Source organism: Streptomyces sp. NBC_00984 (genome assembly GCF_045162475.1).
In the GTDB taxonomy this organism is placed as follows: Bacteria; Actinomycetota; Actinomycetes; order Streptomycetales; family Streptomycetaceae; genus Streptomyces.
Genome location: NZ_CP108735.1, coordinates 151882 through 173869 on the forward strand (window position 1 = coordinate 151882; position 21988 = coordinate 173869).

At 69.2% G+C, this 21988-nt stretch carries 19 protein-coding genes; 9 read left to right on the plus strand and 10 right to left on the minus strand.

The window, feature by feature from the left end; genetic code table 11:
• Positions 1–379: 379 nt before the first annotated feature.
• Positions 380–2023, plus strand: coding sequence for a cytochrome c oxidase subunit I (ctaD, locus tag OG520_RS40480; RefSeq protein WP_331749499.1), 1644 nt, complete (start codon positions 380–382; stop codon positions 2021–2023).
• Positions 2020–2409, plus strand: coding sequence for a cytochrome c oxidase subunit 4 (locus OG520_RS40485; RefSeq protein WP_331747893.1), 390 nt, complete (start codon positions 2020–2022; stop codon positions 2407–2409). The genes ctaD and OG520_RS40485 overlap by 4 nt, the downstream gene beginning before the upstream one ends.
• 9 nt (positions 2410–2418) lie before the next feature.
• On the opposite strand, the gene OG520_RS40490 is transcribed toward OG520_RS40485, so the two are convergent.
• Positions 2419–4059 carry a cytochrome bc complex cytochrome b subunit gene (locus OG520_RS40490; RefSeq protein WP_331747896.1) on the minus strand — a complete coding sequence of 547 codons (1641 nt, stop codon included), beginning with the start codon at positions 4057–4059 and terminating at the stop codon, positions 2419–2421.
• A gap of 691 nt (positions 4060–4750) precedes the next feature.
• On the opposite strand from OG520_RS40490, the gene OG520_RS40495 reads away from it, so the two are divergent.
• Entirely contained in the window at positions 4751–5014 is a 264-nt protein-coding gene (locus tag OG520_RS40495; protein WP_406016714.1) for a DUF6328 family protein, read from the plus strand.
• Positions 5015–5781: 767 nt separating this feature from the next.
• Here the strand turns inward: OG520_RS40495 and OG520_RS40500 are convergent.
• The 5 genes from OG520_RS40500 to OG520_RS40520 form a co-directional block, all read right to left on the minus strand.
• Entirely contained in the window at positions 5782–6087 is a 306-nt protein-coding gene (locus tag OG520_RS40500; protein WP_331747901.1) for a transposase, read from the minus strand.
• Positions 6088–6385: 298 nt separating this feature from the next.
• Positions 6386–8533: a serine/threonine-protein kinase gene (locus tag OG520_RS40505; RefSeq protein WP_331747907.1), complete on the minus strand. Its 2148-nt coding sequence runs from the start codon at positions 8531–8533 to the stop codon at positions 6386–6388.
• 382 nt (positions 8534–8915) lie between these two features.
• Positions 8916–9173, minus strand: a complete 258-nt coding sequence (locus tag OG520_RS40510) for a hypothetical protein (protein ID WP_331747910.1) — start codon at positions 9171–9173, stop codon at positions 8916–8918.
• The gene (locus OG520_RS40515) at positions 9163–9399 is read right to left on the minus strand and encodes a hypothetical protein (RefSeq protein ID WP_331747912.1); all 237 of its coding nucleotides are present in this window, start codon (positions 9397–9399) and stop codon (positions 9163–9165) included. Before OG520_RS40515 ends, OG520_RS40510 begins: the two co-directional genes overlap by 11 nt.
• A gap of 209 nt (positions 9400–9608) precedes the next feature.
• Positions 9609–9998, minus strand: coding sequence for a VOC family protein (locus OG520_RS40520; protein ID WP_331747915.1), 390 nt, complete (start codon positions 9996–9998; stop codon positions 9609–9611).
• A 341-nt stretch (positions 9999–10339) separates the two neighbouring features.
• Here OG520_RS40520 and OG520_RS40525 point away from each other — a divergent pair, with 341 nt between their 5' ends.
• Entirely contained in the window at positions 10340–10966 is a 627-nt protein-coding gene (locus tag OG520_RS40525; protein ID WP_331749503.1) for a Tn3 family transposase, read from the plus strand.
• Positions 10963–11214 carry a hypothetical protein gene (locus OG520_RS40530; RefSeq protein ID WP_331747917.1) on the plus strand — a complete coding sequence of 84 codons (252 nt, stop codon included), beginning with the start codon at positions 10963–10965 and terminating at the stop codon, positions 11212–11214. Before OG520_RS40525 ends, OG520_RS40530 begins: the two co-directional genes overlap by 4 nt.
• 291 nt (positions 11215–11505) lie before the next feature.
• Here OG520_RS40530 and OG520_RS40535 read toward each other — a convergent pair whose 3' ends face one another.
• The 3 genes from OG520_RS40535 to OG520_RS40545 all read right to left on the minus strand — a co-directional run bounded on the left by OG520_RS40535 (position 11506) and on the right by OG520_RS40545 (position 15110).
• Positions 11506–13200 carry a histidine kinase gene (locus OG520_RS40535; RefSeq protein WP_331747920.1) on the minus strand — a complete coding sequence of 565 codons (1695 nt, stop codon included), beginning with the start codon at positions 13198–13200 and terminating at the stop codon, positions 11506–11508.
• Positions 13201–13323: 123 nt separating this feature from the next.
• Complete coding sequence (locus tag OG520_RS40540; protein WP_331747923.1) at positions 13324–14094, minus strand: ABC transporter permease; 771 nt, start codon at positions 14092–14094, stop codon at positions 13324–13326.
• 44 nt (positions 14095–14138) lie between these two features.
• A complete protein-coding gene (locus OG520_RS40545; RefSeq protein WP_331747926.1) occupies positions 14139–15110 on the minus strand; it encodes an ATP-binding cassette domain-containing protein in 972 nt (323 codons plus the stop codon).
• A gap of 295 nt (positions 15111–15405) precedes the next feature.
• Between OG520_RS40545 and OG520_RS40550 the strand changes: the two genes are divergently transcribed.
• The 4 genes from OG520_RS40550 (at position 15406) to OG520_RS40565 (ending at position 20496) form a co-directional block, all read left to right on the plus strand.
• On the plus strand, positions 15406–16050 hold the full coding sequence (locus OG520_RS40550) for a response regulator transcription factor (protein WP_331749506.1): 645 nt from the start codon (positions 15406–15408) through the stop codon (positions 16048–16050).
• A 464-nt stretch (positions 16051–16514) separates the two neighbouring features.
• Positions 16515–18413: a protein-arginine deiminase family protein gene (locus OG520_RS40555; RefSeq protein ID WP_406016715.1), complete on the plus strand. Its 1899-nt coding sequence runs from the start codon at positions 16515–16517 to the stop codon at positions 18411–18413.
• 56 nt (positions 18414–18469) lie between these two features.
• A complete protein-coding gene (locus OG520_RS40560) occupies positions 18470–19822 on the plus strand; it encodes a histidine kinase (protein ID WP_331747932.1) in 1353 nt (450 codons plus the stop codon).
• Positions 19819–20496 (plus strand): response regulator transcription factor, encoded by a 678-nt coding sequence (locus OG520_RS40565; RefSeq protein ID WP_331747935.1) that lies wholly within the window; start codon positions 19819–19821, stop codon positions 20494–20496. Before OG520_RS40560 ends, OG520_RS40565 begins: the two co-directional genes overlap by 4 nt.
• A gap of 36 nt (positions 20497–20532) precedes the next feature.
• Here the strand turns inward: OG520_RS40565 and OG520_RS40570 are convergent, their stop codons facing one another.
• A complete protein-coding gene (locus tag OG520_RS40570; protein WP_406011716.1) occupies positions 20533–21885 on the minus strand; it encodes an IS4 family transposase in 1353 nt (450 codons plus the stop codon).
• Positions 21886–21988: the final 103 nt, after the last annotated feature.

Consider the following 21988-nt stretch of genomic DNA (forward strand, 5'->3'; position numbering starts at 1 on the left):
CACGACCAACCAGAAGATCATCCCAGGCCGGTCAGTCAACGTGACAGTGCCGTGCGGGGTACCTGTGCAGGGACATGGCCGAGGCCGAGCGCCCTGTGAGCGGTCGGTCCGGTTGTGCGACCGGTCCATCCGGTTCAACGGCCGAGGGCTCGGCGCAGCTCCTGCTTGTTCATGATGCGGGCCCCTGGGACACCCGATCGGAACATCGGTGAATTGGTGAAATTCGAGGTGTCACCGCCAGCCGTACGGGCCGTCCACGGTGGCAGGCTCCACCATCGAGTCAACCGGGAGGAACGGAGAACTGATGGCGCAGGACCTGCAGGAAGCCGCGTCGGCCGCGCCGGTGGCCAACAAGCGCATCAATGCCGGTGTGAGACTCATGGGATGGCTGACGACCACCGACCACAAGGTCATCGGCAATCTCTACATAGTCACCGCGTTCGGGTTCTTCCTGCTGGCCGGAGTGCTGGCCATGCTCATGCGCGCGGAGCTGGCCCGGCCAGGGCTGCAGATCGTCAGCGCGGAACAGTACAACCAGCTGTTCACTGTCCACGGCACCATCATGATGCTGCTGTTCGCCACGCCGATGTTCGGCGGCTTCGCGAACGCCATCATGCCGCTTCAGATCGGCGCGCCCGACGTCGCCTTCCCCCGCCTCAACGCGCTCACCTACTGGCTCTTCCTCTTCGGCGGAATCATCGTGGTGTCCGGATTCGTGGTGCCCGGCGGCGCGGCCCACTTCGGCTGGTTCGCCTACGCACCGCTGAACAGTGCCGTCTTCTCGCCCGGCGCCGGCGGAGACCTCTGGACTATGGGCCTCGTGCTGTCGGGGATCAGTACGACCCTGGCATCGGTCAATTTCATCACTACGATCGTCTGTCTGCGTGCGCCGGGTATGACCATGTTCCGGATGCCGATCTTCACCTGGAACGTACTGTTCACCTCGATCCTCGCGCTGCTCGCGTTTCCGGTGCTCGCCGCCACCCTGCTCGCCCTAGAAGCCGACCGGAAGTTCGGGGCCCATGTTTACGACGCCGCGAACGGCGGGGCGCTGCTGTGGCAGCACCTGTTCTGGTTCTTCGGCCATCCCGAGGTCTACATTGTCGCGCTGCCCTTCTTCGGAGTGGTGAGCGAGATCATTCCCGCGTTCAGCCGGAAGCCGATGTTCGGGTATTTCGGAATGGTGATGGCCACGATCAGCATCACCATGCTCTCGGCGGTTGTCTGGGCCCACCACATGTTCGCGACAGGAGCCGTTCTCCTGCCCTTCTTCTCCGCCATGTCGTTCATCATCGCCGTGCCCACCGGTGTCAAGTTCTTCAACTGGATCGGCACCATGTGGCTCGGCAGTATCTCGTTCGAGACACCCATGCTCTGGGCGATCGGATTCCTCGTGACTTTTCTCCTCGGCGGCCTCAGTGGAGTGCTGATCGCCTCACCCCCGCTGGACTTCCATCTCACCGATTCGTACTTCATCGTCGCCCACCTCCATTACGTGCTCTTCGGAACAGTAGTCTTCGCGATGTTCGGCGGCTTCTACTTCTGGTGGCCCAAGTTGACCGGACGCATGCTGGATGAACGCATCGGGCGTATCCATTTCTGGACCTTGTTCATCGGCTTTCAGCTGACCTTCCTGGTCCAGCACTGGCTGGGTGAGGCCGGAATGCCCCGGCGTTACGCCGACTACCTCGCGGCGGACGGCTTCACCTTGCTCAATACGATCTCGTCCGTCGGCTCCTTTCTGCTGGGCCTGTCGACACTGCCGTTCCTGTACAACGTGTGGCGCACCAGCCGTTACGCGCCCAAGGTCGAGGTGGACGACCCGTGGGGGTTCGGCCGTTCCCTGGAGTGGGCGACCTCTTGTCCGCCCCCGAGGCACAATTTCCGGGCTTTGCCCCGCGTGCGTTCCGACTCTCCGGCCTTCGACCTGCACCATCCCCTCACGTCGGAGAAGCAGAAGCCGGGCCTCGGCCGAGGCGGGTCCCGCTCCGCATCGGGCGCTGAAGAGGAGTCGGGCGAATGAAGACCGAGGCCATTGTCTTCGCCGGGGTCGCGGGGTTCTTCCTCGTGACCGATGTTCTCTACGCCGTGTGGTCCCGTGATCCGACAGGCACGGCGGCTCTCACCGTCTCGTTCCTCATGGCGTTGCTGGTCACGTTCTTCTTCGCCACCAACTACCGGAGGAAGGGCCTGCGCCCCGAGGACCGCGGGGACGGGCACATCCACGAGCGGTCCGGTCCGGTGGACTTCTTTCCTCCGCACAGCATCTGGCCGTCCCTGACAGCCGCGGGGATGGCCCTGCTCGCCATCGGTGTGGTGTTCGGTCTGTGGCTGTTCCTGATCGGGCTGGGCTTGGTCCTGGCGGGGGTGTTCGGAATGGTCTTCCAGTACGTGCGTGTCCAGGACTGAGGGTGGTTCTCAGTCCTCGCGTTCGCGGACCGGCTCCGGCCGTGTCGTCCGCTCCGCGATCCGGGACCGTTGCTCCTCCGTGAGGGGCAGTTCCACGAGGTCCCCGTAGTACCAGCCGCTCAGTACGGTCCGAAGCCGTCGCCGACTCGAGATCGGGCCCTGCGCGGGGAGCTCCAGGGGCGTCGGGACATCACGCATCAGGATGCGGTAGCGGGCTGTCGGGCTCAGGCCACGGCGGCTCTCCAAGAGATCGCCGTTCACCGACTGTGTCACCTGGCCAGTCTCCTCGCCCTCGGTCAGCCGATGGAGGTCCCGCATCTGAAGGGCGAGGCAGAGGCGTTTGGTCAGCGCGAAAGCCAGGAGTGGGGCGGCGATCAGCGCGGTTCTGAGGATCCAGGTCATGACCTCGACCGAAACCCTGAACGAGAAGGCTACGACGTCGTTGCCGCCGGCGACCAGGAGAACGGCGTAGAAGACGATGGCCGCCACGCCGAGCCCCGTACGGGTCGGCCGATTGCGCGGCCGGTCGCACAGATGGTGTTCCCTGCGGTCGCCCGTCACCCATTTCTCGAAAAAGGGATAGAGGAACAGCACTGTGAAGACCACGCCTGGCAGCACAATCGCCGGAATGAACACATTCCACATGACGGTGTGGCCCGCAATGTCGGTCTCCCATGGCGGCATCAGCCGGAGCGCACCCTCCAGGAACCCGAGATACCAGTCCGGCTGCGCGTTACCCGAGACCTGGTTGGCGCGGTAGGGGCCGTAGTTCCATACGGGGTTGATCTGGGCGAGCGCGCCCAGCAAGGTCAGTACGCCGAACACCATGAGGAAAAAACCTGTGGTCTTCGCGGTGAAGTGAGGAAACGCCGGTGAGCCGACGGCGTTCTCGTTGGTCTTCCCCTGACCCGCCCAGTGGGTGTGTTTCAGATAGACCACCAGGATGAGATGAGCGGTGATCAGCGCCACGATCAGGCCGGGCACGAGCAGGACATGCACGGGGTACAGACGGGGGATCACGGCATCGCCCGGGAACTGTCCGCCGAAGACAAACAGCTCCAGGTACGTTCCGACGACAGGGATCGACCCCACAATGGTGGCCGCTGTCCTCAGGCCCGTACCGGACAGCAGGTCGTCGGGCAGCGAGTAGCCCGCGAATCCTTCGAGAAGCGCGAGTACGAACAGTGTCACGCCCACGATCCAGTTGGCCTCCCGCGGTTTGCGGAAGGCGCCGGTGAAGAAGATCCGCAGCATATGGACGGCGATCGCGGCGACGAACACGAGTGCCGCCCAGTGGTGGATCTGACGGATCAGCAGGCCTCCGCGCACGGCGAAGCTGATGTTGAGGGTGGTGGTGTAGGCCTGCGTCATCCTCACCCCCTGAAGGGGCACATAGGAACCGGTGTAGACGCTCTCCATCATGCTCGGGTCGAAGAACAGAGTGAGGTACACGCCGGTGAGGAGCAGGACCACAAAGGAGTAGAGGGCGATCTCACCGAGGAGAAAGGACCAGTGGTCGGGAAAGGCCTTGCGCAGCAACTGCCGGGCCAGCTCGCTGACGGGCAGGCGCCCATCCATCGCACCGTAACCACTGACCGCCGTCTTCCCGGCCCGGGCCTTCAGCTGCGCCTTACGCATCCGCAGGGGCATGCACCACTCTCCCGTCGATCTTCCTTCCACCCCCGCCTCTTATTGTTACGGTTCGCTCTTTATGGGTAGCGCATTACTCAAAGGGACTACGCAGAATCGCGGTATCGGCACCTGATCGGCCGACCTGGCCCTGACGTGCCGGGGGGCGCCGCGCGGGTGCGTCGGCCCCACCCCGCGAGCGATATGCGGGGCCTCGCCGCCGCAAACGGCGACTTCCTTTTCAGCCGGCCGTCTCCGCGCACATCCGGTCCGCGTCGGACACCCCCACCCACGACGGAACCCTCAGAACCCCGGCGCCCGCAGCCGCCACACCGCCAGCCTCAATCCGGTATCCGCGACTGGAATGCAAGGTGTACGCCACCGGGCGCACGGTAACCCGCAGTCCGTCCATTTCCGGAACACCCTGGCGGGGAGCCAGGCACCGCGGTCCGCCGGTGCGGCGACCGCACCTGTACCAGGTCGACGAGCATCGGGCCTAGGATTTCTGCCACGGTGACGGGCGCGATGGTGCAGGAATCGTTCTCTCGGCCCCCTCATCGGCGCTCCGGTCCTCCGGTCCCGACACCGGAGCACGTGCGGAATGCGGCGACGGTGGGGTGATTCACCGGGCGGAACATGCCATGTGCGGTGCGTGCATGGCGGGACTGGTTGGGGCAGAGTGTCGGGCCTGATGCCGGAGGAGGAGCCCCGGGTGGCACTCCTGGACATTCCTGCGGAGCGGGCCGACCGCAAGCTGGTCGAGCTGCTGCAGGAGCTGCGGGTCGTTCAAACCGGAGTGCAGATCGTCTTCGCGTTTCTGTTGGGCATCGCGTTCACCAGCCGTTTCCCGGGTCTCAGTGATTTCCAGACCGACATGTACATCAGCACGTTGCTGCTCACGGTCGTGGCCTCTGTTCTCCTCGCGACCCCGGTGGCACTGCGAAGTAGCTGTCGGACGGTTCGGCCTGAGCGGTGATGCGCCTGAGCCACTTGACGCTGCGGACGCCGATCCACCCGGGGACGACCACACGCAGCGACGCGCCGTGCGCGGTGGGCAGTGCCTTAAGGGCGTGTATCGAAAGTAGATCTTGACCGCGCGGTGATCTTGGCAAGTGCCGCCGACGTCGCCGACCCGTCAGCCGCCGGGTCCTCCACTGCCAAAAGCCCCACCGTTGTCATCCTTGGGTACGTCCCTTGGCGAAGAGGGACGGTTGATCTCATATGGGCTGAGACCTTCCCCGAAATCATCTGCAGCCCTCAAGTTTTCGCTGCTTCGGGAGGAACTTTTGGCCCGTGGTCCCTGCTGTCGTGCCCGAGACCGACGGCGCGCGTCCCACCAGACGAGGCCAAGCAGAACAGCGACTACGACCACTGCTATACCGAGGGGGAAAATCCAGCGCACAGCCGAAGCGGCCAGTGTGATGTCACTGATGGGCGCCTGGCTCACAAGGTGGCTCATCTGGCCCACATCCTTTCTGAGGGAATTCCACCGCTCACAAAGCGAGGCAGAGGCTTCCGCTCATTGGAGAGAGAGCCCGCGATGGCCGGAGCCGTGGGAAACTCCAATCCCGCCGCCCTTGGCGGGATCAATCTCGCGGGGCCCGCCTGAACTGGGCGTCTGGCAAGGCTCAAGCTCCGCTGATAAGTCTACGGCGGGGAGCGTACGGGGGACCGTCAGCAGCCGGCACAACAGAGCAACATGGTGGGTGATCTTCTCCGCCTCGATGAACGCGTACACCTCGCTCATCGATCGCTCTCCTTCGCGAAGAAGACCGCCGCTTTTCGCAGCACCTCGATCGTCTCGGCCTGCTCACGGTTCTGCCGGCGCAGCCGACGCAGCTCTTCCCGCTCCGCACTCGTCAGCTCGCCCGGTGCCCCCTGCCCGCGGTCGATCGTGTCCCGCTTGACCCAGTTCCGCAGCCCCTCCGCGCTGACCCCGATCTCCCGGGCCACCTCGGTGACGGTCTTGCCGGAGGACCGGACCAGCGCGACCGCATCGCGCTTGAACTCCTCCGTATACCGCCTACTGCGGTTGCTCTTGCTTCCCACCTGACACTACTTCCTCTGGAACCTCGTCCCAGTCTCCAGGTGTCCAACATCAAGGGGAAGCTTCACCCCTACGAGAACGCACTCACACGGTCTCAACCAAACCCAGATATCCCCAGCACACACCGCTCTCCGTTCCTCAACTACACCCCCACGAAACGACACCAGGCCCTGAACCGCTCTCCCGTGCTGCCGATGATGAAGTTCCTCATCAAGCTCGACAAGGAAGTCCCGGCCGGGCGGCCCTGCGGTGCACCGTGCGAAGGGTGACGGCAAGCGCCCGGGACCCGGAGCCGACGCGTCAGGAATCGATGCGGAACGAGTACAGACCGAGAGCGGTGAAGTACGCGTTGCGGCCGCTGATGTGGATCTCTGAGGAGATCCGGGCGTCGCCCTCGCTCCACGGCAGGGCGGACGGATCCCTCAGCGGCACCTCCCAGCGCGTCTTTCCCGTGCGGGAGTCGAGAGCCAGGAGCTTGCTCGGATGGGACCTCCCCGCGTAGACGGTGTCCCCGACGACGGCGACTCCCTCGGTGCCCGCACCGATCTCGCACCGCCAGCGCTGCTTGCCCGTCCTCGCGTCCAGGGCGTAGAGGAACTGGTCCTGACAGTGGGCGTAGACGGCGTCGCCCTGCACGTGGACGTCATTGATGCTGCCCCCGAGCCGGCGCTTCCAGCGCTGCCTGCCCGAGGCGGTTTCCAGGGCGTGCACCCAGTGTTCCCGGGTGCCCAGGCAGACCGTACCGCCGTGGACGGCAGGCGATCCGCTGGTCGTGTCGCCGGTGCCGGAGAACTTCCATCGGCGCCTGCCCGTGGAGCCGTCCACGACGTGCAGCACGCCACTGTTGGTCATGGCGAAAACGGTGTCTGCCGCGACGGGGGTCCGGCCCGTCGGCATGCCTTCCCCTGTCTGAAAGCGCCAGCGCCGGCGGCCGGTGGTGGGGTCGAGGCCGTACAGGTAGCCGTCTGTGGCGCGGGCGTAAACGAGTTTGTCGCCCGCCGCCACTGAGACCCCTCCGAGACTGGCCAGCGGTATGTCCCAGCGGCCGCGGCCGGTAACGATGTCGACCGCGTGGAGCCTGCCCTCGGAACTCGCCGCAAAGACCGTGGTACCGAGGACCGCAGGTTTTTCGGCCATGCCGCTCTCCGCGGTGTAGGCCCACCGTCGGCGGCCGGTGGCCGCGTCGACCGCGTACAGGTTGCTGTTCTTGTAACTCCCGAGATAGAGCGTGCCGCCCGCCATCACCGCCTCGCCCATCTCACTCCCCGGTGCGAAGTGCCAGTTCTGCCTCGGGTCCGGTTGCTCCTCCTGGAAGACTCCGGCCAATTTGTAGGCCCCGGCTCCGGTCGCCGACAACGCCGCGAGGCCGAGCAGCAGCTTTCGGCGGGGCAGCCGCCTGCGGCCGGAGCCCGTCGGCGGCGAAAACCCCTGCAGCACGGGCGGGTCCGGCCGAAGACTCCGCTGCGACGACGGCTGCGATTGTGGTTGCGACACCGGCGGCACAGGCCGTGCTGCGGTACGGGTCCGGGTGCCGTGCAGAGGGTCGGCGGCCGGGTCCACCACCGTCGGCACATAGCTGACTTGCTCGGCGGCCTCCCTGGTCTGGCGGGCGATCTCCGCGGCGAGCGCGGGTGGCGGCCAGGGCGGCGCCCCACCGGGCAGATTGGACAGCGCCGCCTCGAGCCTCGCCGGTGTGGGGCGTTCGGCGGGGTCCCGGGCCAGACAAGCGCGCAGCAGGTCGGCCACGGGCGGATCGATCCCCGTCAGGTCCGGGTCCTCGGACAGGACCCGGACGTCGACGGCCGCCGGGTGGCCTGTTCCGTACGGCGACCGCCCCGACGCCGCGAACGCCAGCACCGCGCCGAGCGCGAACACGTCGGAACGGGCGTCGAACCGGCCGTGCCGCAGGTACTCCGGAGCGATGTATCCGGACGTTCCGACGACACCTGTCCGGGTCAGCCGGGTGTCCTCGTAGGCGCGGGCGATCCCGAAGTCGATGATCACCGGGCCGCCGTCACCCATCATCACGTTGGACGGCTTGAGGTCGCGGTGCACCAGCCCGGACGCATGGATCTGCCGCAGGGCCGCCGCCAGGAGGACGCCGAGCCGGCGCACGTCCAGCGGCCCGTACGTACGGACGGCCCCGCCCAGTGAAGGGCCGGGGACGAACTCGGTGGCCAGCCATGGCGGGTCTTCGTCCACCCCGTCGGACAGCACCGCCGCGATACCGGGGCCGGAGACCCGTGCCGAGGTCCGCGCTTCGTGTGCGAACCGGCGCCGGAACTGCCGGTCCTCGGCGTACTCGGGGCGGATCACCTTCACGGCCGCGAGACCGTGGGCGCGCCCTGTTCCTCCGACGCCGAGATACACCAAGCCCATTCCGCCGCCGCCGAGTCTGCGCAGCACCGTGTACGGACCGATGTGCTGTGGATCCACATGCCCGGTCATCACCGACCCGCACCCCCCATGCCGTCGCAGATGACTCTATGTCACCTCGTCTGATGTGCACGGGTTTCCGTGCAACCCGGCGACGGGTGAGGACGCCGGCGACAGCGCGCCCCGCCGACCGCCGTGCAATCCTGCGCAGCACTCTGCTGAGGAAGGGCCCGAGCTCGATGGAGCAGCGGGGGCCACCGGCAGCATCTGACCCGTGCTACGGCCGGTCCGCTGCACGAGCAGCGCCCGAGCCGCGGCCTCGCAGTGTCAACGCTCTCCGACCACCGACACCGCAGCCGAACACCGAGCGGCATCCCGCCACCCTCTTCACCGCACCGTGCAGCAGACACAGCAGCGCCCCGGTCACGGGTCCGGGGGCGCTGCTGTTTGCTGCTCAGGCCTCGACGTACGCCACGATCGTGATCGTCTTCAGGGCCGTCACGAAGTAGATGACCCGTACACCGTCGATCTCGTCCTTGTAGTCGCGCAGCAGGGTGTCGGGCACCGGGGCACCGATCTCGGGGTTGGCGCTGATCGCGACGACCGCGCGGTCCAGGCGGTGGGTCTCGGTCGGTGTGAGCTTCGCCAGCTGGCTGAGCGCGGGCTCCACCAGGACGACCTGGGACCGGCGCGGTGCGTGCTCAGGCGACACGGGGCTGCTCGTCGGCGAGGCGGGCGAGGTGGGCGTCGCGGGCGTCCTCCCACAGCATGCCGGACTCTACGGCCGGGTAGCCGTGTTCGGCGATGTCCTCCAGCACCGAGGCGAGGACGTCGACTCGTGCGCGCTGGTCGGCCGCGTAGGCCCGGACCGATGCGGCGGCGTGCTCATCGAGGGGCTGGCGGTCGGGTACGGGCGCGGTGGCCGGCTGCTGACTCATCCGGGACTCCTGGGCGTTGCTGGCGTGTGTTCTCACGGTAACGCCGGGGCGGTACGGACGAAACCCGCGGCAACGGTACCGGCCGGAGACGATGGCCTCCCGCAGGCCGTCGTCGACATCGGCAACGGCGCCTGGGCCGTGCAGGGCCAGGCGGTGGACGTCGCCCCCAGGGACAAACGGTCCTGCTAGGGCCTGTCGCCGGACAGGCCCTAGCCGAGGTAGTTCGCGCGTCCTTCGTCGTCGAGCTCGAAGGTGCCCTCCGGGATGATGCAGAACTCATTGCCCTCAGGGTCCGCCATCACCAGGAACCCCCCTTCGTCGTACTGCTCCAGTCTGCGCCCACCGAGCGTCTCCACCCGCTGCTGCTCGGCTGCGGGGTTGGGCGAGGTGATGTCGAAGTGCATGCGGTTCTTGCCCGATGTGGGTTCGTCGGTCTGCTGGAAGCCCAGGCCGAGGCCGTTCTCTCGCCGAAGCCATACATACGGGCCCATGCGGCCCACGACCGGCCTGCCGAGCAACTCGGACCAGAACACAGCGAGCCGCTCGGGGTCGGTGGCATCGACGATGAGGGCATTGACCTGCACAGGGGAGTCCGTCATGCCCCCGATCCTCTCAGGGTGCAAGGCCGCTCAGCAGCGAGGCTCCGACCAGGGGAAATCAAACTTCCCTATGTTGTCTGCGGGACAGGGCGAGCCCTTCGTATGGTTCTCCCACCCGGGGGCGTCGGGTGTGGCTTTCAAACTTCTGCCGTTTGTGGCTTCCATCGATTGGCCGCCCGACGCCCCACGACGACTCGGCTGCCGATGAGGAATTGCGAATGATCCCTCCGTAGGGAATCGACAGCGAGGTCGTCCGTCGGGAGGAACCAACACACCCCCTCGCACGGAGGCACCATGGCCGCGGTCCGGGTCGGCATCGACGCAGGCAAGACCCATCACCACTGCCGGACCTCGCACCGGTGCTGTCCACCAAGACGATCAACTGGGACCTGATCCGTCAGCAGTACGTCCGGATCGTGAAGTACACCACCGCGCTCCGCCTGGGGACCACCGAGGCCGAGCAGGTCCTGCGCCGCTTCACCCGCGGCAGCCCCAAGTACCCCGCCTACCAGGCGATCGAGGAGCTGGGCCGGGCGGAGCGTACGGCGTTCGTCTGTGACTACCTCGCAGACGTCGATCTGCGCCAGGAGATCCACGAGGGCCTCCAGGTCGTGGAGAACTGGAACAGCGCGAACAAGGACCTCTTCTACGGCAAGGATGGTGACCTGGCCGGGCAGGACAAGGAGTCCCAGGAGGTGTCGATGCTCGCCCTCCATCTGCTCCAGTCCGCCCCGGTTCACGTCGACACGCTGCTGATACGGCAGGTCCTCGACGACCCGAAGTGGGCCGACACGCTCACCGACGCGGACCGGCGGGCGCTGTCCCCACTGTTCTGGACGCACGTGAACCCCTACGGCCGGTTCGAGCCGGACATGAACAGCCGCCTGGAGCTGGACCTGACCGCCCGGTCCGCGACGTCGCCCGGTCAGCGCGCCCCCGAGAGCAAGCGCGCGACGGTCCCCGCATGACCGGGGCGGCATGGCTGGGCGGGTGCGCCGCTGCGAGCTGCATCCTCTGTCCCCAGCCGCTGCCGGTGACCTTCCGCGGCGACAAGCGGTTCTGCCACCTGTCGCACAAGGTCGCCGAGCGGGTGCGAAGCCGTCACCGCCTGCGTCATGCCGTGCCGGAATCACCGGCCCGCGATGAGCAGGCGGTAGCCATGATCGACGGCGTCCCGGGTCAGCAGGTCGGCATGCCGCCGGTGCCAGGCTCCTGAAGCCAGGCCTGCGCGAAAAGTCGCGTGATCGCCGGTTCGACCACGGACGCGGGAAGCTGGGCGAATGTGGAACTCGCCTGTCGAATGACAGGGTCCAGGTGGTGCTCCGGACGCCGCCAGTACGCGATCTGGAAGCCGTCGGTGAAGTCGCGCGGAATGGGGAACGGGAGCACTGTGTGCGCTTCGAGGGCTTCCACCACCGTGGACAGCGGTGCGAAGCGGGCGTGTTCGAGCTGCCGGATCTCAGGAAGGTACTCCTCGATCGGCCACGGGCCGGGCAGATGTCGCGGGTCAGGGTCGGCTTGCGGGCACGGTGTCCTTCGTCACCAGCGTGTTGCCGGACCAGCAGAGCTGGTAGAGGTCGACCTCGTCCAACAGGTCGCGGCCGGAACGGTAGAACTCGCACGTGGCGCCGGGCGGCCGGGGTGCGGAATGGGCGTGGTCGGGCGGGTAGGGGTAGGTGCGGGCCGGCAGCAGAGGGGCCAGTTCGGCGCGCGGCCGGCCGATGGTCAGCTCGTCGAACCGGGACGGCGGCAGCACGCTCGTCGTCAGTTGCCAGGCCAGGTAAACGGCGGTGGGCACGAAGACGGCGGCTGCGACGGCAGGCGCCGCGAAGGCGGCGATGGAGCGGCGGCGGGCGGCGCTCCGTACAGAGGCGAGCCGCATGGCGGATTCCGGTGTGCCGGTATCCGTGTCCGGGGCTGGGTGAAGAGCAGTTCCGGACGGCAATGCGGACTCGGTGTGCCGCCCGCGGGACCTGGCCTGTGTTCCGGGCGCCGTCCCAGGTTTCGGCGCCGGTGTCCCCGGGCGGGCCGTGGCCTGGTGCGGAAGGACGGCGGTGACGCGGAACCCGCCCTGATACGGGCCGGTCCGCAAGGAGCCCCCGAGAACCGTCACCCGCTCCCGAAGCCCCATCAGGCCCCGACGGCCGGCGCCGGCCGTCGGGCCTTCGGCCGCGTGCGCCGGCCTGTCGGGCGGAGCGGCGTTCACGACGCTCACGCGGGTACGGTCGGCCTCGTGTGTGATCCGCACCCGGATCGCACTGTCCGGCGCGTGCTTCACAGCATTGGTGAGGGCCTCCTGCACCACCCGGTACATCCCCCGTTCGACCAGGGGGGACAGCGTGGGCATTGCCCCGCGCCGCTCCCAGCGCACCGGCACTCCGGAGGCGACCGCCCGTCCGAAGAGGTCCTCGACGGTGTCGTTGACCGGCAGGCCCGCACCCGTCTCCGTTCCGGGCGGGTCGTGCAGGACGGCGACGGTCTCCCGCAGTTGCTCCACGGCGTCCGTGATCGTCCCGCGCAGCTCGGCGAGATCGGTGCGGTCGCGGTCGGTGAGGTCAGGGGAGAGTTCCAGGGCCCCGGCGCGCAGGGCGACCAGGCTCAGGGCGTGGCCGAGGGAGTCGTGCATGTCGGCCGCGATGTCCGCGCGTTCGGTCAGCCGCGCCCGCTCAGCGACCAGGTGCTGCCGCTCTTCCAGGCTCCGGGCCAGCCGCCAGCCCTCCCGTACGAGTTCGCGTCGGCCACGCCAGTGCCGCCCGGCCAGCCAGGGCAAGAGGAGGGCGGCGGGCAGCACGGTCAGCGCGTAGAACCACCACACGGCCTGTGTCCGCAGCACCACGCACGTCGCGAGATCGGCCGCGAGGCACCCGGCGAGCAACAGAAGGGGGCGCCGTGCCGCGGCGACCCGGGCGCCCAGCAGGCAACTCAGGGCGGCCAGCGACAGGACGTGGGCGTTGCCGGGGGTCGCGGAGTCGGCCATGCCCAGCGCGCACAGCCCGTTGACCAGGACGACCGCGGCCCCCGGCCGGCGGCGGGACAGCGGCACGGCCACCGCCAGGACGGCCAACGGGAGGAGCAGGTCCAAGGCCAGCGAGGCGGTTGCGCCCGCTTCCTGGAACCCGTAGCCGGTGGCGGCGGCGAGCACGCCCCACAAGCCAACGTCGCCGAGCACGGACCTGGCTGGGGGTATGCGCGTGTGCGGCATGGCGCGTCGACCGTCCCTCCGATGGATGTTCTCATCTGCCCGGGTCGATTCTGTGGGACGGGCCCGGACACCCGGCGAGAGGGTGGGCACGGTAAGCGCTTCCGGGCCGGTTCGGACGCCGGGTCAGGCGTCCCGGCGGCGCAGCACGTACAGGCCGATCAGGTGCGCGGTCGCGGCCCACGCCGCTACGATCAGGACCGCCGTCGCTGGCGTGTACGGGGCCTCGGCGCCGAGGCGCATGAAGTGGTCTCCGGATCCGTGCGGCAGATGGTCGTTGACGTCCGCGAGCGCCGGGCCTCCGAGCCCCAGGAGCACGCTCGGCAGTGCCCACAGGAGTGTGACGAGGATCGAGAGCGCGCCGGCCGGGTGGCGCGTGGCGAACGCCACCCCGACGGCCAGCACGGCGACCAGCGCCTGGTAGAGACCGACCGCGAGGACCTGCAGGAGCGTCGGGCCGACCGCGAAGGAGGCCCGTCCGTCGAACGCCACCCAGGCCACCGCCGTGCCCACGACTGCGAACGTGGTGCCGGCGACGAACGCGACCACGGCCGTCACCAGTGCCTTCGCCGCCTGGACCCGATGCCGCCGGGGCACCGACAGCAGGGAAGCCCGCACGCTTCCCGTCGAGTATTCGGAGGTGACCGCGACCGTGGCCAGGACGACGACGGCGAACTGGACGAGAACGGCGGAGGAGGCCGCCGCGTTCCCGACGGGCTGGATCGGATGCTCGTTGATGCGGGCGATCGAAGCGTAGTAGTAGGTGAAGACGCCCGTGATCGCGAGGGCCGCCAGAAGGCAGAGACAGGGGGCTCGGACGGACCACAGTTTGGTCCATTCGGAGGCGATCACCCCGGTGAAGCCATCGGGTGTCCACCGGCCAGGAGTGTCGGGCACGGCCCGGGGTGGGTCCGTCCGCCTGCCGGGTGTCGTCGCCGTGGTCACTGTCGTCCCCCTTCGCTCGGTGCCGCGGCCACGGCGGTCGTGTCCGCGCCGCTGCCGCCCGTCGTGTACTCGACGCTGCGCGCGGTCAGGTCCATGTACGCCTGCTCCAGCGAGACCCGCACGTCACTCAGCTGGTGCAACCGGATTCGGCAGCGGTGGGCCAGGTCGCCGATCTCGACTGCGGTGCGGCCCTCGACGGTGAGTTCGCCGGACGCGGTCGTCTCGACGCTCACCCCGTCAGCCGCCATCAGGCGGCGGACCAGCGTCGCCCTCTCCTCGGGGTCGGGCACCACGGCGCGTGCCGACGCGGGAGAGGCGGCAGCGAGGAACTCCGTCATGGAGGTGTCGCTCAGCAGCCGGCCACGTCCGATGACGACGAGATGGTCGGCCGTCAGCTGCATCTCGCTCATCAGGTGGCTGGAGAGGAACACGGTGCGTCCTTCGGCCGCCTGGTCACGGACGAGCCGGCGGATCCACCGCACGCCGTCCGGATCGAGACCGTTGACCGGCTCGTCCAGGACGAGCACCGGCGGATCGCCGAGCAGGGCGCCCGCCACCCCGAGTCGCCCGCTCATGCCGAGCGAGTACGTGCCTGCCGGCCGGCGGGCCGCCTTGGTCAGGCCCACCCTCTCCAGCACCTCGTCCACGCGGCGTACCGGGATGCCGTTGGCCCGTGCCTGGGCGACGAGGTGCGTGCGGCCGGAACGGGCCGGGTGGACGGCCCGGGCGTCCAGCATCGCGCCGACCGCGCACAGCGGCCGTCGCAGTTCCGCGTAGGGCCGGCCGGCGATCAGGGCCCGCCCGCGCGTGGGGTGGTCCAGGCCCAGAATCATGCGCATCGTGGTGGACTTCCCGGCCCCGTTGGGGCCGAGGAAGCCGGTCACACGGCCGGCCTGGACGTCGAATGTCAGCTCGTCCACGGCGAGGGTGTCGCCGTAGCGTTTGGTGAGTCCTCGGAGGGTGATCACAGAGTTCCTTCGTGTCGGTCGCGGACCGCGGAATACAGCACGCGGAAATCGACGGCGGCATGCCCGACGCGTGGTGGGCCCGGCCCGGGGCGGCCGCCTCGTTTCCCGTACAGAAGCGACGCTAGAAGTCCGCGGCGCCGGCGCCCATTGGTCGAACGGCAGCGGCGTCCTGCCCTTCGTGGGGGGTGTGCCCCGCCCCCAGGGCTGATCTGTAGGGCTCGCCGTTCACCCGGTGCTGCGCTGGCCGTAGGCTCGCCGCGTGAAACAGACGACACCAAGCAGCCAGCCGGTCCGGATCTTGGTGGCCGACGACGAGGCGATGGTCCGGGCGGGTGTACGGGCCATCCTGGCCAGGGACCCGCACGTCGAGGTGGTCGCCGAGGCAAGTGACGGGCACGAGGCCATTGCGCTCACCCGTCGGCACCGGCCGGACGTGGTCCTGCTGGACATCCAGATGCCCGGCTTGGACGGGCTGACGGCGGTGGCGCGGCTTCACCGGGAGCTGACGGCCGTCGGTGTCATCATGCTGACGACTTTCGGTCAGGACGAGTACGTCACCCGCGCACTGGAAGAGGGCGCCGACGGCTTCCTGCTGAAGGCGGACGACCCGAGGGAACTGCTCAACGGGGTAAGGGCGGTGGGAGCGGGAGGGGCCTACCTGTCTCCGCGGGTCGCCGGCCGGGTCATCGCCGGGCTGCGCGCGCACCGGGCGGCACATCCCCACCGCTCGCTGGAGCGGCTCACACAACGGGAGCGCGAGGTGCTGGCCGGACTCGGGACGGGGCTGTCCAACGCGGAGATCGCGAGCCGGCTGCATCTGGTCGAGGGCACGGTGAAGGCGCACGTCAGCGCCGTGCTCGCGAAGCTGGGCGCACGCAACCGGGTGGAAGCGGCCATTGCCGCGTACGAGGCCGGCCTGGTCCCGCCACGCCGTGGCTGACCTGGTGTCAGCGTTCCGCCACGTGCCGATCAGCCCTCGGCCACAGAAACGCCGAGCACCTGGGGTGGCGCGGCGGCGCCCGCCGGGCTTGAAACCTACGCAGCCAGTCGTGGCCCACCGAGCAACAGCCGCGGGAGGTGGGCGAGGACCTCACGCTGGGTGTGGTCAAGCGGTCCGAGGCGCTCCTGGTGTGCCGGGGCGGCTGGAGGAACGGTGGCTGTGGACGGTGCTGCCAGCGGGATGCTGCTTGCCTCGCCGGGCCCGCGCACGTCCCGGTCGGCCGATCCGCCGAAAGGATGAGGTGGCCGTCGTCTCCCGCCCGGGAACTAGCCATCGGGTGGATGCCCCGTCCACGGTCCGTGGCCGAGGGTGGGGCCATGGACGACGAAACACTGTTGGCTCTCTCGGCCACCGGCTCCGGCACTGTCGGGCGCCCGCGCCACCGGCGCTGCCGCCTTGTGCCCATGAGCGCGGGTGCACTGGGAACCGCTCTCCTCACGGTCGTGACCGGGACGTTCCCGGCACAACCGGCGCACGCCGCGCCTCCCGGCCCGGTGATCCGAGCGGATACGAACCGGGACGGCCTGATCACTCCGGACGACGACGCCGGCAAGGACACCTGGACCCGCCGCCGCGGTGCGCTCATGCTGCCCAACGTGGACGACGACCAGCGGCGTTGCCCCACCGCGGGCCCCGGAGGCGCGCGGTTGCCCGACAAGCGCCTGGCGGACTGCAACGATGCCACGGACACCGTGGTCAACGGCCCTGCCGACCTCGCGGACCTCGCGCCGGTGAACATCAACGCCGCCCCGCGCGCCATGGCCGGCACCACCGCCACCGTCGCTGCCGACCCGGCCTCCCGGAAGCATGTCCGGATCTTCGCCGAGCGCCGTGGCCGTATGGTTCCGCTGAGGCCCGACGACCGGCTGACCACCGGCGAACTGCGCCACGGCATCCGGCTGGGCGTGGAGGCCACGGACTTCGTACGCGACCCCCAGAAGTGGGCGGGCTTCACCGACATCGTTCTCAAGGTGGAACGCGGTGGCGCCATGACCGAGGACCGGGTACGACTACGGGTCGCGCCACTCGTGTTCCAGCACGACCTGATGCCGATACAGCACATGATGACGGCCGATCACAGCACCTCGCCGGTCGAGGTGGAGCGCGGCAAGCACTACGAACCCGCCGTGCAGCCACGGCCCGTGCAACCGGGGGAAGCCACGTTCCGCCGCGATCTGCGACGCGGTCTCGACCGGGCCGGGCTGCCCGCCCCGCTGTACAACTACCCCACCGGCGGCGATGTCTGGATGCAGGACCTGTTCAAGACCGCCTACGCGTCCATCCCCGCGCCGGGCGGCCGGGAACACCACGTCACCGTCATCATGCGGTCCGCGGACGTGATGCCCGGCACAGCCACACCCGCTTTCCCGCTCAGGGACGCCTCGCGGAGCGTGTTCCCGCTGCTCCGCGGTCCCGGCACGGGAGTGATTCAGCAGTACGATCCCCAGCGCGTAGGCAGCGACGACAGCCTGTACTACGGTTCGTTCAGCTCCACCGGGAACTTCGGCACCGTCCCGCCGTACACCTGGCGAGGCCATCGCTACCCGGTGGGCCGGGTCATCTACGGTGGTACGGGAGGCAAGGAATCCCCGGACGCCTCCTTCACCCGGATGCTCGCCGCGCAGGGCTACCAGCGGCCGATATCGGTGGACACCAGCTGGCTGGGGGTCGGTCACATCGACGAGTTCCTGTCCTTCGTCCCGGCCAGGAACGACCGGGGCTGGGTGGCCGTTGTCGCCGACCCCGACCTGGGACGGAAACTGCTGGAAGATCTCGTGGAGCGCGGTCGGGGCGGGGAGTCGCTGGTCCGCGGAATCGCTCCGGAGGACACCGAGGATCCCCGTCTCACGGTCGCCGACGCGTTGCGCAAGCCCTCACTGACCCGGGGCACGGAGATCGCCCGCAAGGGCATCGACTCCGCTCTGCGCACCCTTCGCGAGCAAGCGGGGCTGACGGAACGCCATGTCGTCCGTGTTCCCGCTCTCTTCAACCGGCTCGACGTGCCCGCCGGGTATCCGCGCCGGGACGTGGTTGCCAACTACCTGCCCGGCGCGGCCAACGGCGTGAGCACCGGCGCCGGGGTCTACCTGGCGCCACGCCAGCACGCCCCGGAGACCGACGGCCGGGACGGCTTCGAGCGGGCGGCCGAGAAGGCCCTGAGCGGCACGGGCACCCGGATCTTCTGGGTGGAGGACTGGGCCTACTCGCACCACCTCGGTACCGTCGGCGGGGAAGTGCACTGCGCGACCAACGCCCTGCGAAGCCTGTCCGGGACCCGGCCGTGGTGGACCGAGCGGGACTGATCCCGGTCCCGGGGCGCCATCCGCGCGAACCACCGCGTCTCATAGGGTCGATGCTCATGAGCGATCGACACCTGCCCGTCCTGCGCGTCCTCGGCGGGCTTCTGTTCCTGGGCCTGTCCACCGCCGCGTGGGCGACCGCGTCCACCGCGGGTGTCGCGATCGTCGCCGTGGGTCTGGTGACGGCCGGTACGGCAGTGGCGACGGCGGCCCGCCTGCCGCTGCCTCCTGCAGCCCGGCGGCCGTGGCTTGCCGCCGCTGCCTCCTTGATGTTGACGGCCTGCTTCCAGGGGCCGGTTGTCAATGCCACGGGCTGGTGGTGGGCCGTGGAGACGTGCGCGCTGCTCGCTCTTCTGGTGCCGACGGTGCGCCGGATGAACGGGCGGGCCGGGGCGATCGCATGCGCCATGGTGCTCGGCGCGGCAGTCGCGGTGCTGCCGCTGCGGATCGGCCTGCATCTGACGCCGCCTGCGGCAGCGGCGGAGATCGGCGTGCTGTGCCTGTTCTGGTCCCTGCTGGCGGCGGGCGCCGCGGCGCTGGGCGGGTATTTGCGCGGCCAGGACTCCAGGAGGCGCCGGGCGCTCGCGGACCAGCGTCGTGAGCAGCTTCTCGAAGTGGCCCGTGATCTGCACGACTTCGCTTCGCACGATGTCATGGGGGTGGTGGTCCTTGTCCAAGCCGCTCGGCTCCTGGCGCGCGAGGACCCCGAGCGGGCCGTGGAATTGCTGCCGCGGATGGAGGAGGCGGGTATGCAGGCGCTGGCCGCGATGGACCGCACGGTCCGGACGCTCAACGCACAGGAGGACCGGGACCGTGAAGGGGATGCTGCCGGTTCGGACGACGCCTCCGCCGAGCCGTCCGGACGGCCGCCCCGCGCGGAGTGCGCCGCACGCACCCGCGACCGTCAGCGCGACCTCGGCGAACTACCCGCCCTGGCAGCCCGGTTCACCCGCACCGGCACCGTTCCGGCCCGGCTCGATGTGCCCGCCGGTGTGCTGGAAGGGTTACCCGTGCAGGTCAGCGCGACCGGATACCGCATCGTGATGGAATCCCTCACCAACGTGCGCCGCCACGCTCCCGCTGCCGTCACCGTCCGCATCGCCGCCCGGCGGGTTCCGTACGGCGGCGGTACGGCCCTTCATCTCACTGTCACCGATGCCGCTGAGGCCGGGGCCCGGACCGCCGAGCGGACCTCTCCGCTCCCGGAGCGCTCGCGGGGCGGTCTCGGACTAGCGGGCCTCACCGACCGTGCCGAGGCTCTCGGCGGCACGCTGACTGCGGGGCCGCACGGGACCGCGGGCTGGCAGGTCGCGGCCACGCTCCCGCTGCCCGACAGCGCGGCACCGACCAGCGGCCGGCACGAACGTACGGCCGGCGCCCGGCACACGGCACCCGAGGGGACCGTCGCATGAGCGGCACCGGCACCATCCGGATACTGCTGGCGGACGATCAGGAGACCATCCGCGCCGGTTTCCGCCTCGTCCTGGACGCCCAACCCGACATGACCGTGATCGGCGAGGCGGCAGACGGTGTCACCGCGCTGGGCGCCGCCCTGAGGCTCCGCCCCGACGTACTCCTCGCGGACATCCGGATGCCGGGTCTCGACGGCCTGGAACTGACTCGGCGGCTCGCCGGACCCGGCGCGGACCCGCCGCTACGGGTCGTCGTGGTCACCACCTTCGACCTCGACGCGTACGTACACACCGCGCTCCGCGCCGGAGCCTCGGGTTTCCTGCTGAAACGCTCCGGACCGACGCTGCTGGTCGAAGCGGTACGTGCGGCGATGTCCGGCGACGCCCTCATCAGCCCGCAGATCACCGCACGCATGCTGCACCGGCTCGTCCCACCGGTGCTCGGGGAGGGGAAGCCGCCCCCCGAGCCGCTGACGCCGCGCGAGGAGGAGGTCGCGGCGCTGGTGGCCGGGGGGCTGTCCAACACCGACATCGGCGAGGAGCTGTTCATCTCGCTCGCCACCGTCAAGTCCCATGTGGCCAGCCTCCAGCGCAAGTTGGACGTCCGTAACCGGGTCGGCATCGCCGCCTGGGCCTGGGAGTCCGGTCTGGCACCCACCGATCAGGTCCGCTAGGGGCAACGCCGTTCAGTTAGGGCGGGGTCTGGGGCGTCAAGGGCTGCTCGTGAGCATGTTGATGCTGATGGTGGCTTTGTAGGTGGTCCGGTCAATGGCGGGTCCGCGTGCGTTGTATTTGGAGATTGCTCGTTTGACGATGCGGTCTTTGGTGCGGACCCGCCGGGTGGGCAGGAGGTGGGCCAGGACGTGACGGCCTATGGTGCCGACGAGATCGATGTCGGTGCCGGTGATGATGCCGGCGGCCAGGACGAGCTGGTCCCGGGCGGCGGCGAGGGCGGTGAAGAAGCCGGCCCTGTCGGGGTCGGTGCCCGGGATGCTGTCGGTGGCGTCGGTCATCGCGGTCCGCAGTGCCTGGTAGGCGGTCAGCAGGGACCAGACCTCCTGCTCAATGCCGTCCGGGGTGCGGGCCCGCAGGACGCGTCCGCCCAGCATCGTGGACTTCAGCTCCGCGTAGGCGGTCTCGATCTCCCAGCGTTCGTGGTAGAGCCGGACGAGTTCACCGGCCGGGTGGGTGTCAGGGTCGGTGAGGGTGGTCAGCAGCCGGTAATGGCCCGTGCGTGTGCCCTGGGCGGTGCGGATACTGATCTCGGCCTCGATGACACGCACGGTCAGTGGACCGATCCGGGTCAGTGTCGAGCCGTCACGGCAGCGGACCAACGGTGGCAGCTTCCGGTTCGTCTTGCAGCGCACGAGCAGATCGGCGCCGGTGGCGGCCAGCTGGTTCAGCAATGCGGCGGAGGCGAAGTTCCGGTCGCCCAGCAGCAGCATCCCAGCCCGCAGGTCCACCGCCAGGCGGCGGGCGTACTCCAGTTCGCCGGTCGTGGCCGGACCGAACACGGCCCCGATCACCGACCGGGTCCCGCAGGCCACCAGCGCGGCCAGACGCAGTTGCGGGTAGCCCGAGATCCCGTTGCCGAGCCGCTGCCGGGTGAACACCGCAAGGTTGGCCGGGCAGTCCGGGACCGGCAGAAGGGTGCCGTCGACTGCCACGACCCTCAGACCCCGCCATCGCCCGGCGGCAGCGGTCGTGGCCGCAGGCCCACTCACCAGGTCGAACAGGGCTTTCATCGGTGCCGGCCCCAGCCGCTGGCGGGCCTGGCGAAGAGCGCTGCCACTGGGCCGGACTGGTGCCAGGCTCGCCAGCCCGGCGCATAACCGGTCGAAAACCTGCTGATAGCCCAGCCCGTTGAAGAGTGCCGCGGCCAGCAGCAGGTAGACCGTGACCCGCGCCGGCACCAGCCGGACCCTGCGCTGCACCGCACCGGTCTGTTCCAGCACCTCATCGACCATCTCGAACGGAACGATCCGGGTCAGCTCACCGATATGCCCCGGTGCGAACACCCCGGCCGCTACCCCGACGGTCCTTGTTATGGCAGCCTGTTCCAACAGCGGAGCTCCTGTGGTGAGGATGTCTTGGAGTGACATCCCTCTTCTACAGCAGCTCCGCTGCCTCGTTCACCAGCCTTGACGAACGACTTCCACGCCTAAC

Bases quoted from the DNA above. Each gene is read 5' to 3' on its own strand.
- ctaD (WP_331749499.1), top strand. From the start codon at position 380: ATGGGATGGCTGACGACCACCGACCACAAGGTCATCGGCAATCTCTAC.
- OG520_RS40485 (WP_331747893.1), top strand. From the start codon at position 2,020: ATGAAGACCGAGGCCATTGTCTTCGCCGGGGTCGCGGGGTTCTTCCTC.
- OG520_RS40490 (WP_331747896.1), bottom strand. From the start codon at position 4,059: ATGCCCCTGCGGATGCGTAAGGCGCAGCTGAAGGCCCGGGCCGGGAAG.
- OG520_RS40505 (WP_331747907.1), bottom strand. From the start codon at position 8,533: ATGACCGGGCATGTGGATCCACAGCACATCGGTCCGTACACGGTGCTG.
- OG520_RS40515 (WP_331747912.1), bottom strand. From the start codon at position 9,399: ATGAGTCAGCAGCCGGCCACCGCGCCCGTACCCGACCGCCAGCCCCTC.
- OG520_RS40520 (WP_331747915.1), bottom strand. From the start codon at position 9,998: ATGACGGACTCCCCTGTGCAGGTCAATGCCCTCATCGTCGATGCCACC.
- OG520_RS40530 (WP_331747917.1), top strand. From the start codon at position 10,963: ATGACCGGGGCGGCATGGCTGGGCGGGTGCGCCGCTGCGAGCTGCATC.
- OG520_RS40535 (WP_331747920.1), bottom strand. From the start codon at position 13,200: ATGCCGCACACGCGCATACCCCCAGCCAGGTCCGTGCTCGGCGACGTT.
- OG520_RS40555 (WP_406016715.1), top strand. From the start codon at position 16,515: ATGAGCGCGGGTGCACTGGGAACCGCTCTCCTCACGGTCGTGACCGGG.
- OG520_RS40560 (WP_331747932.1), top strand. From the start codon at position 18,470: ATGAGCGATCGACACCTGCCCGTCCTGCGCGTCCTCGGCGGGCTTCTG.
- OG520_RS40565 (WP_331747935.1), top strand. From the start codon at position 19,819: ATGAGCGGCACCGGCACCATCCGGATACTGCTGGCGGACGATCAGGAG.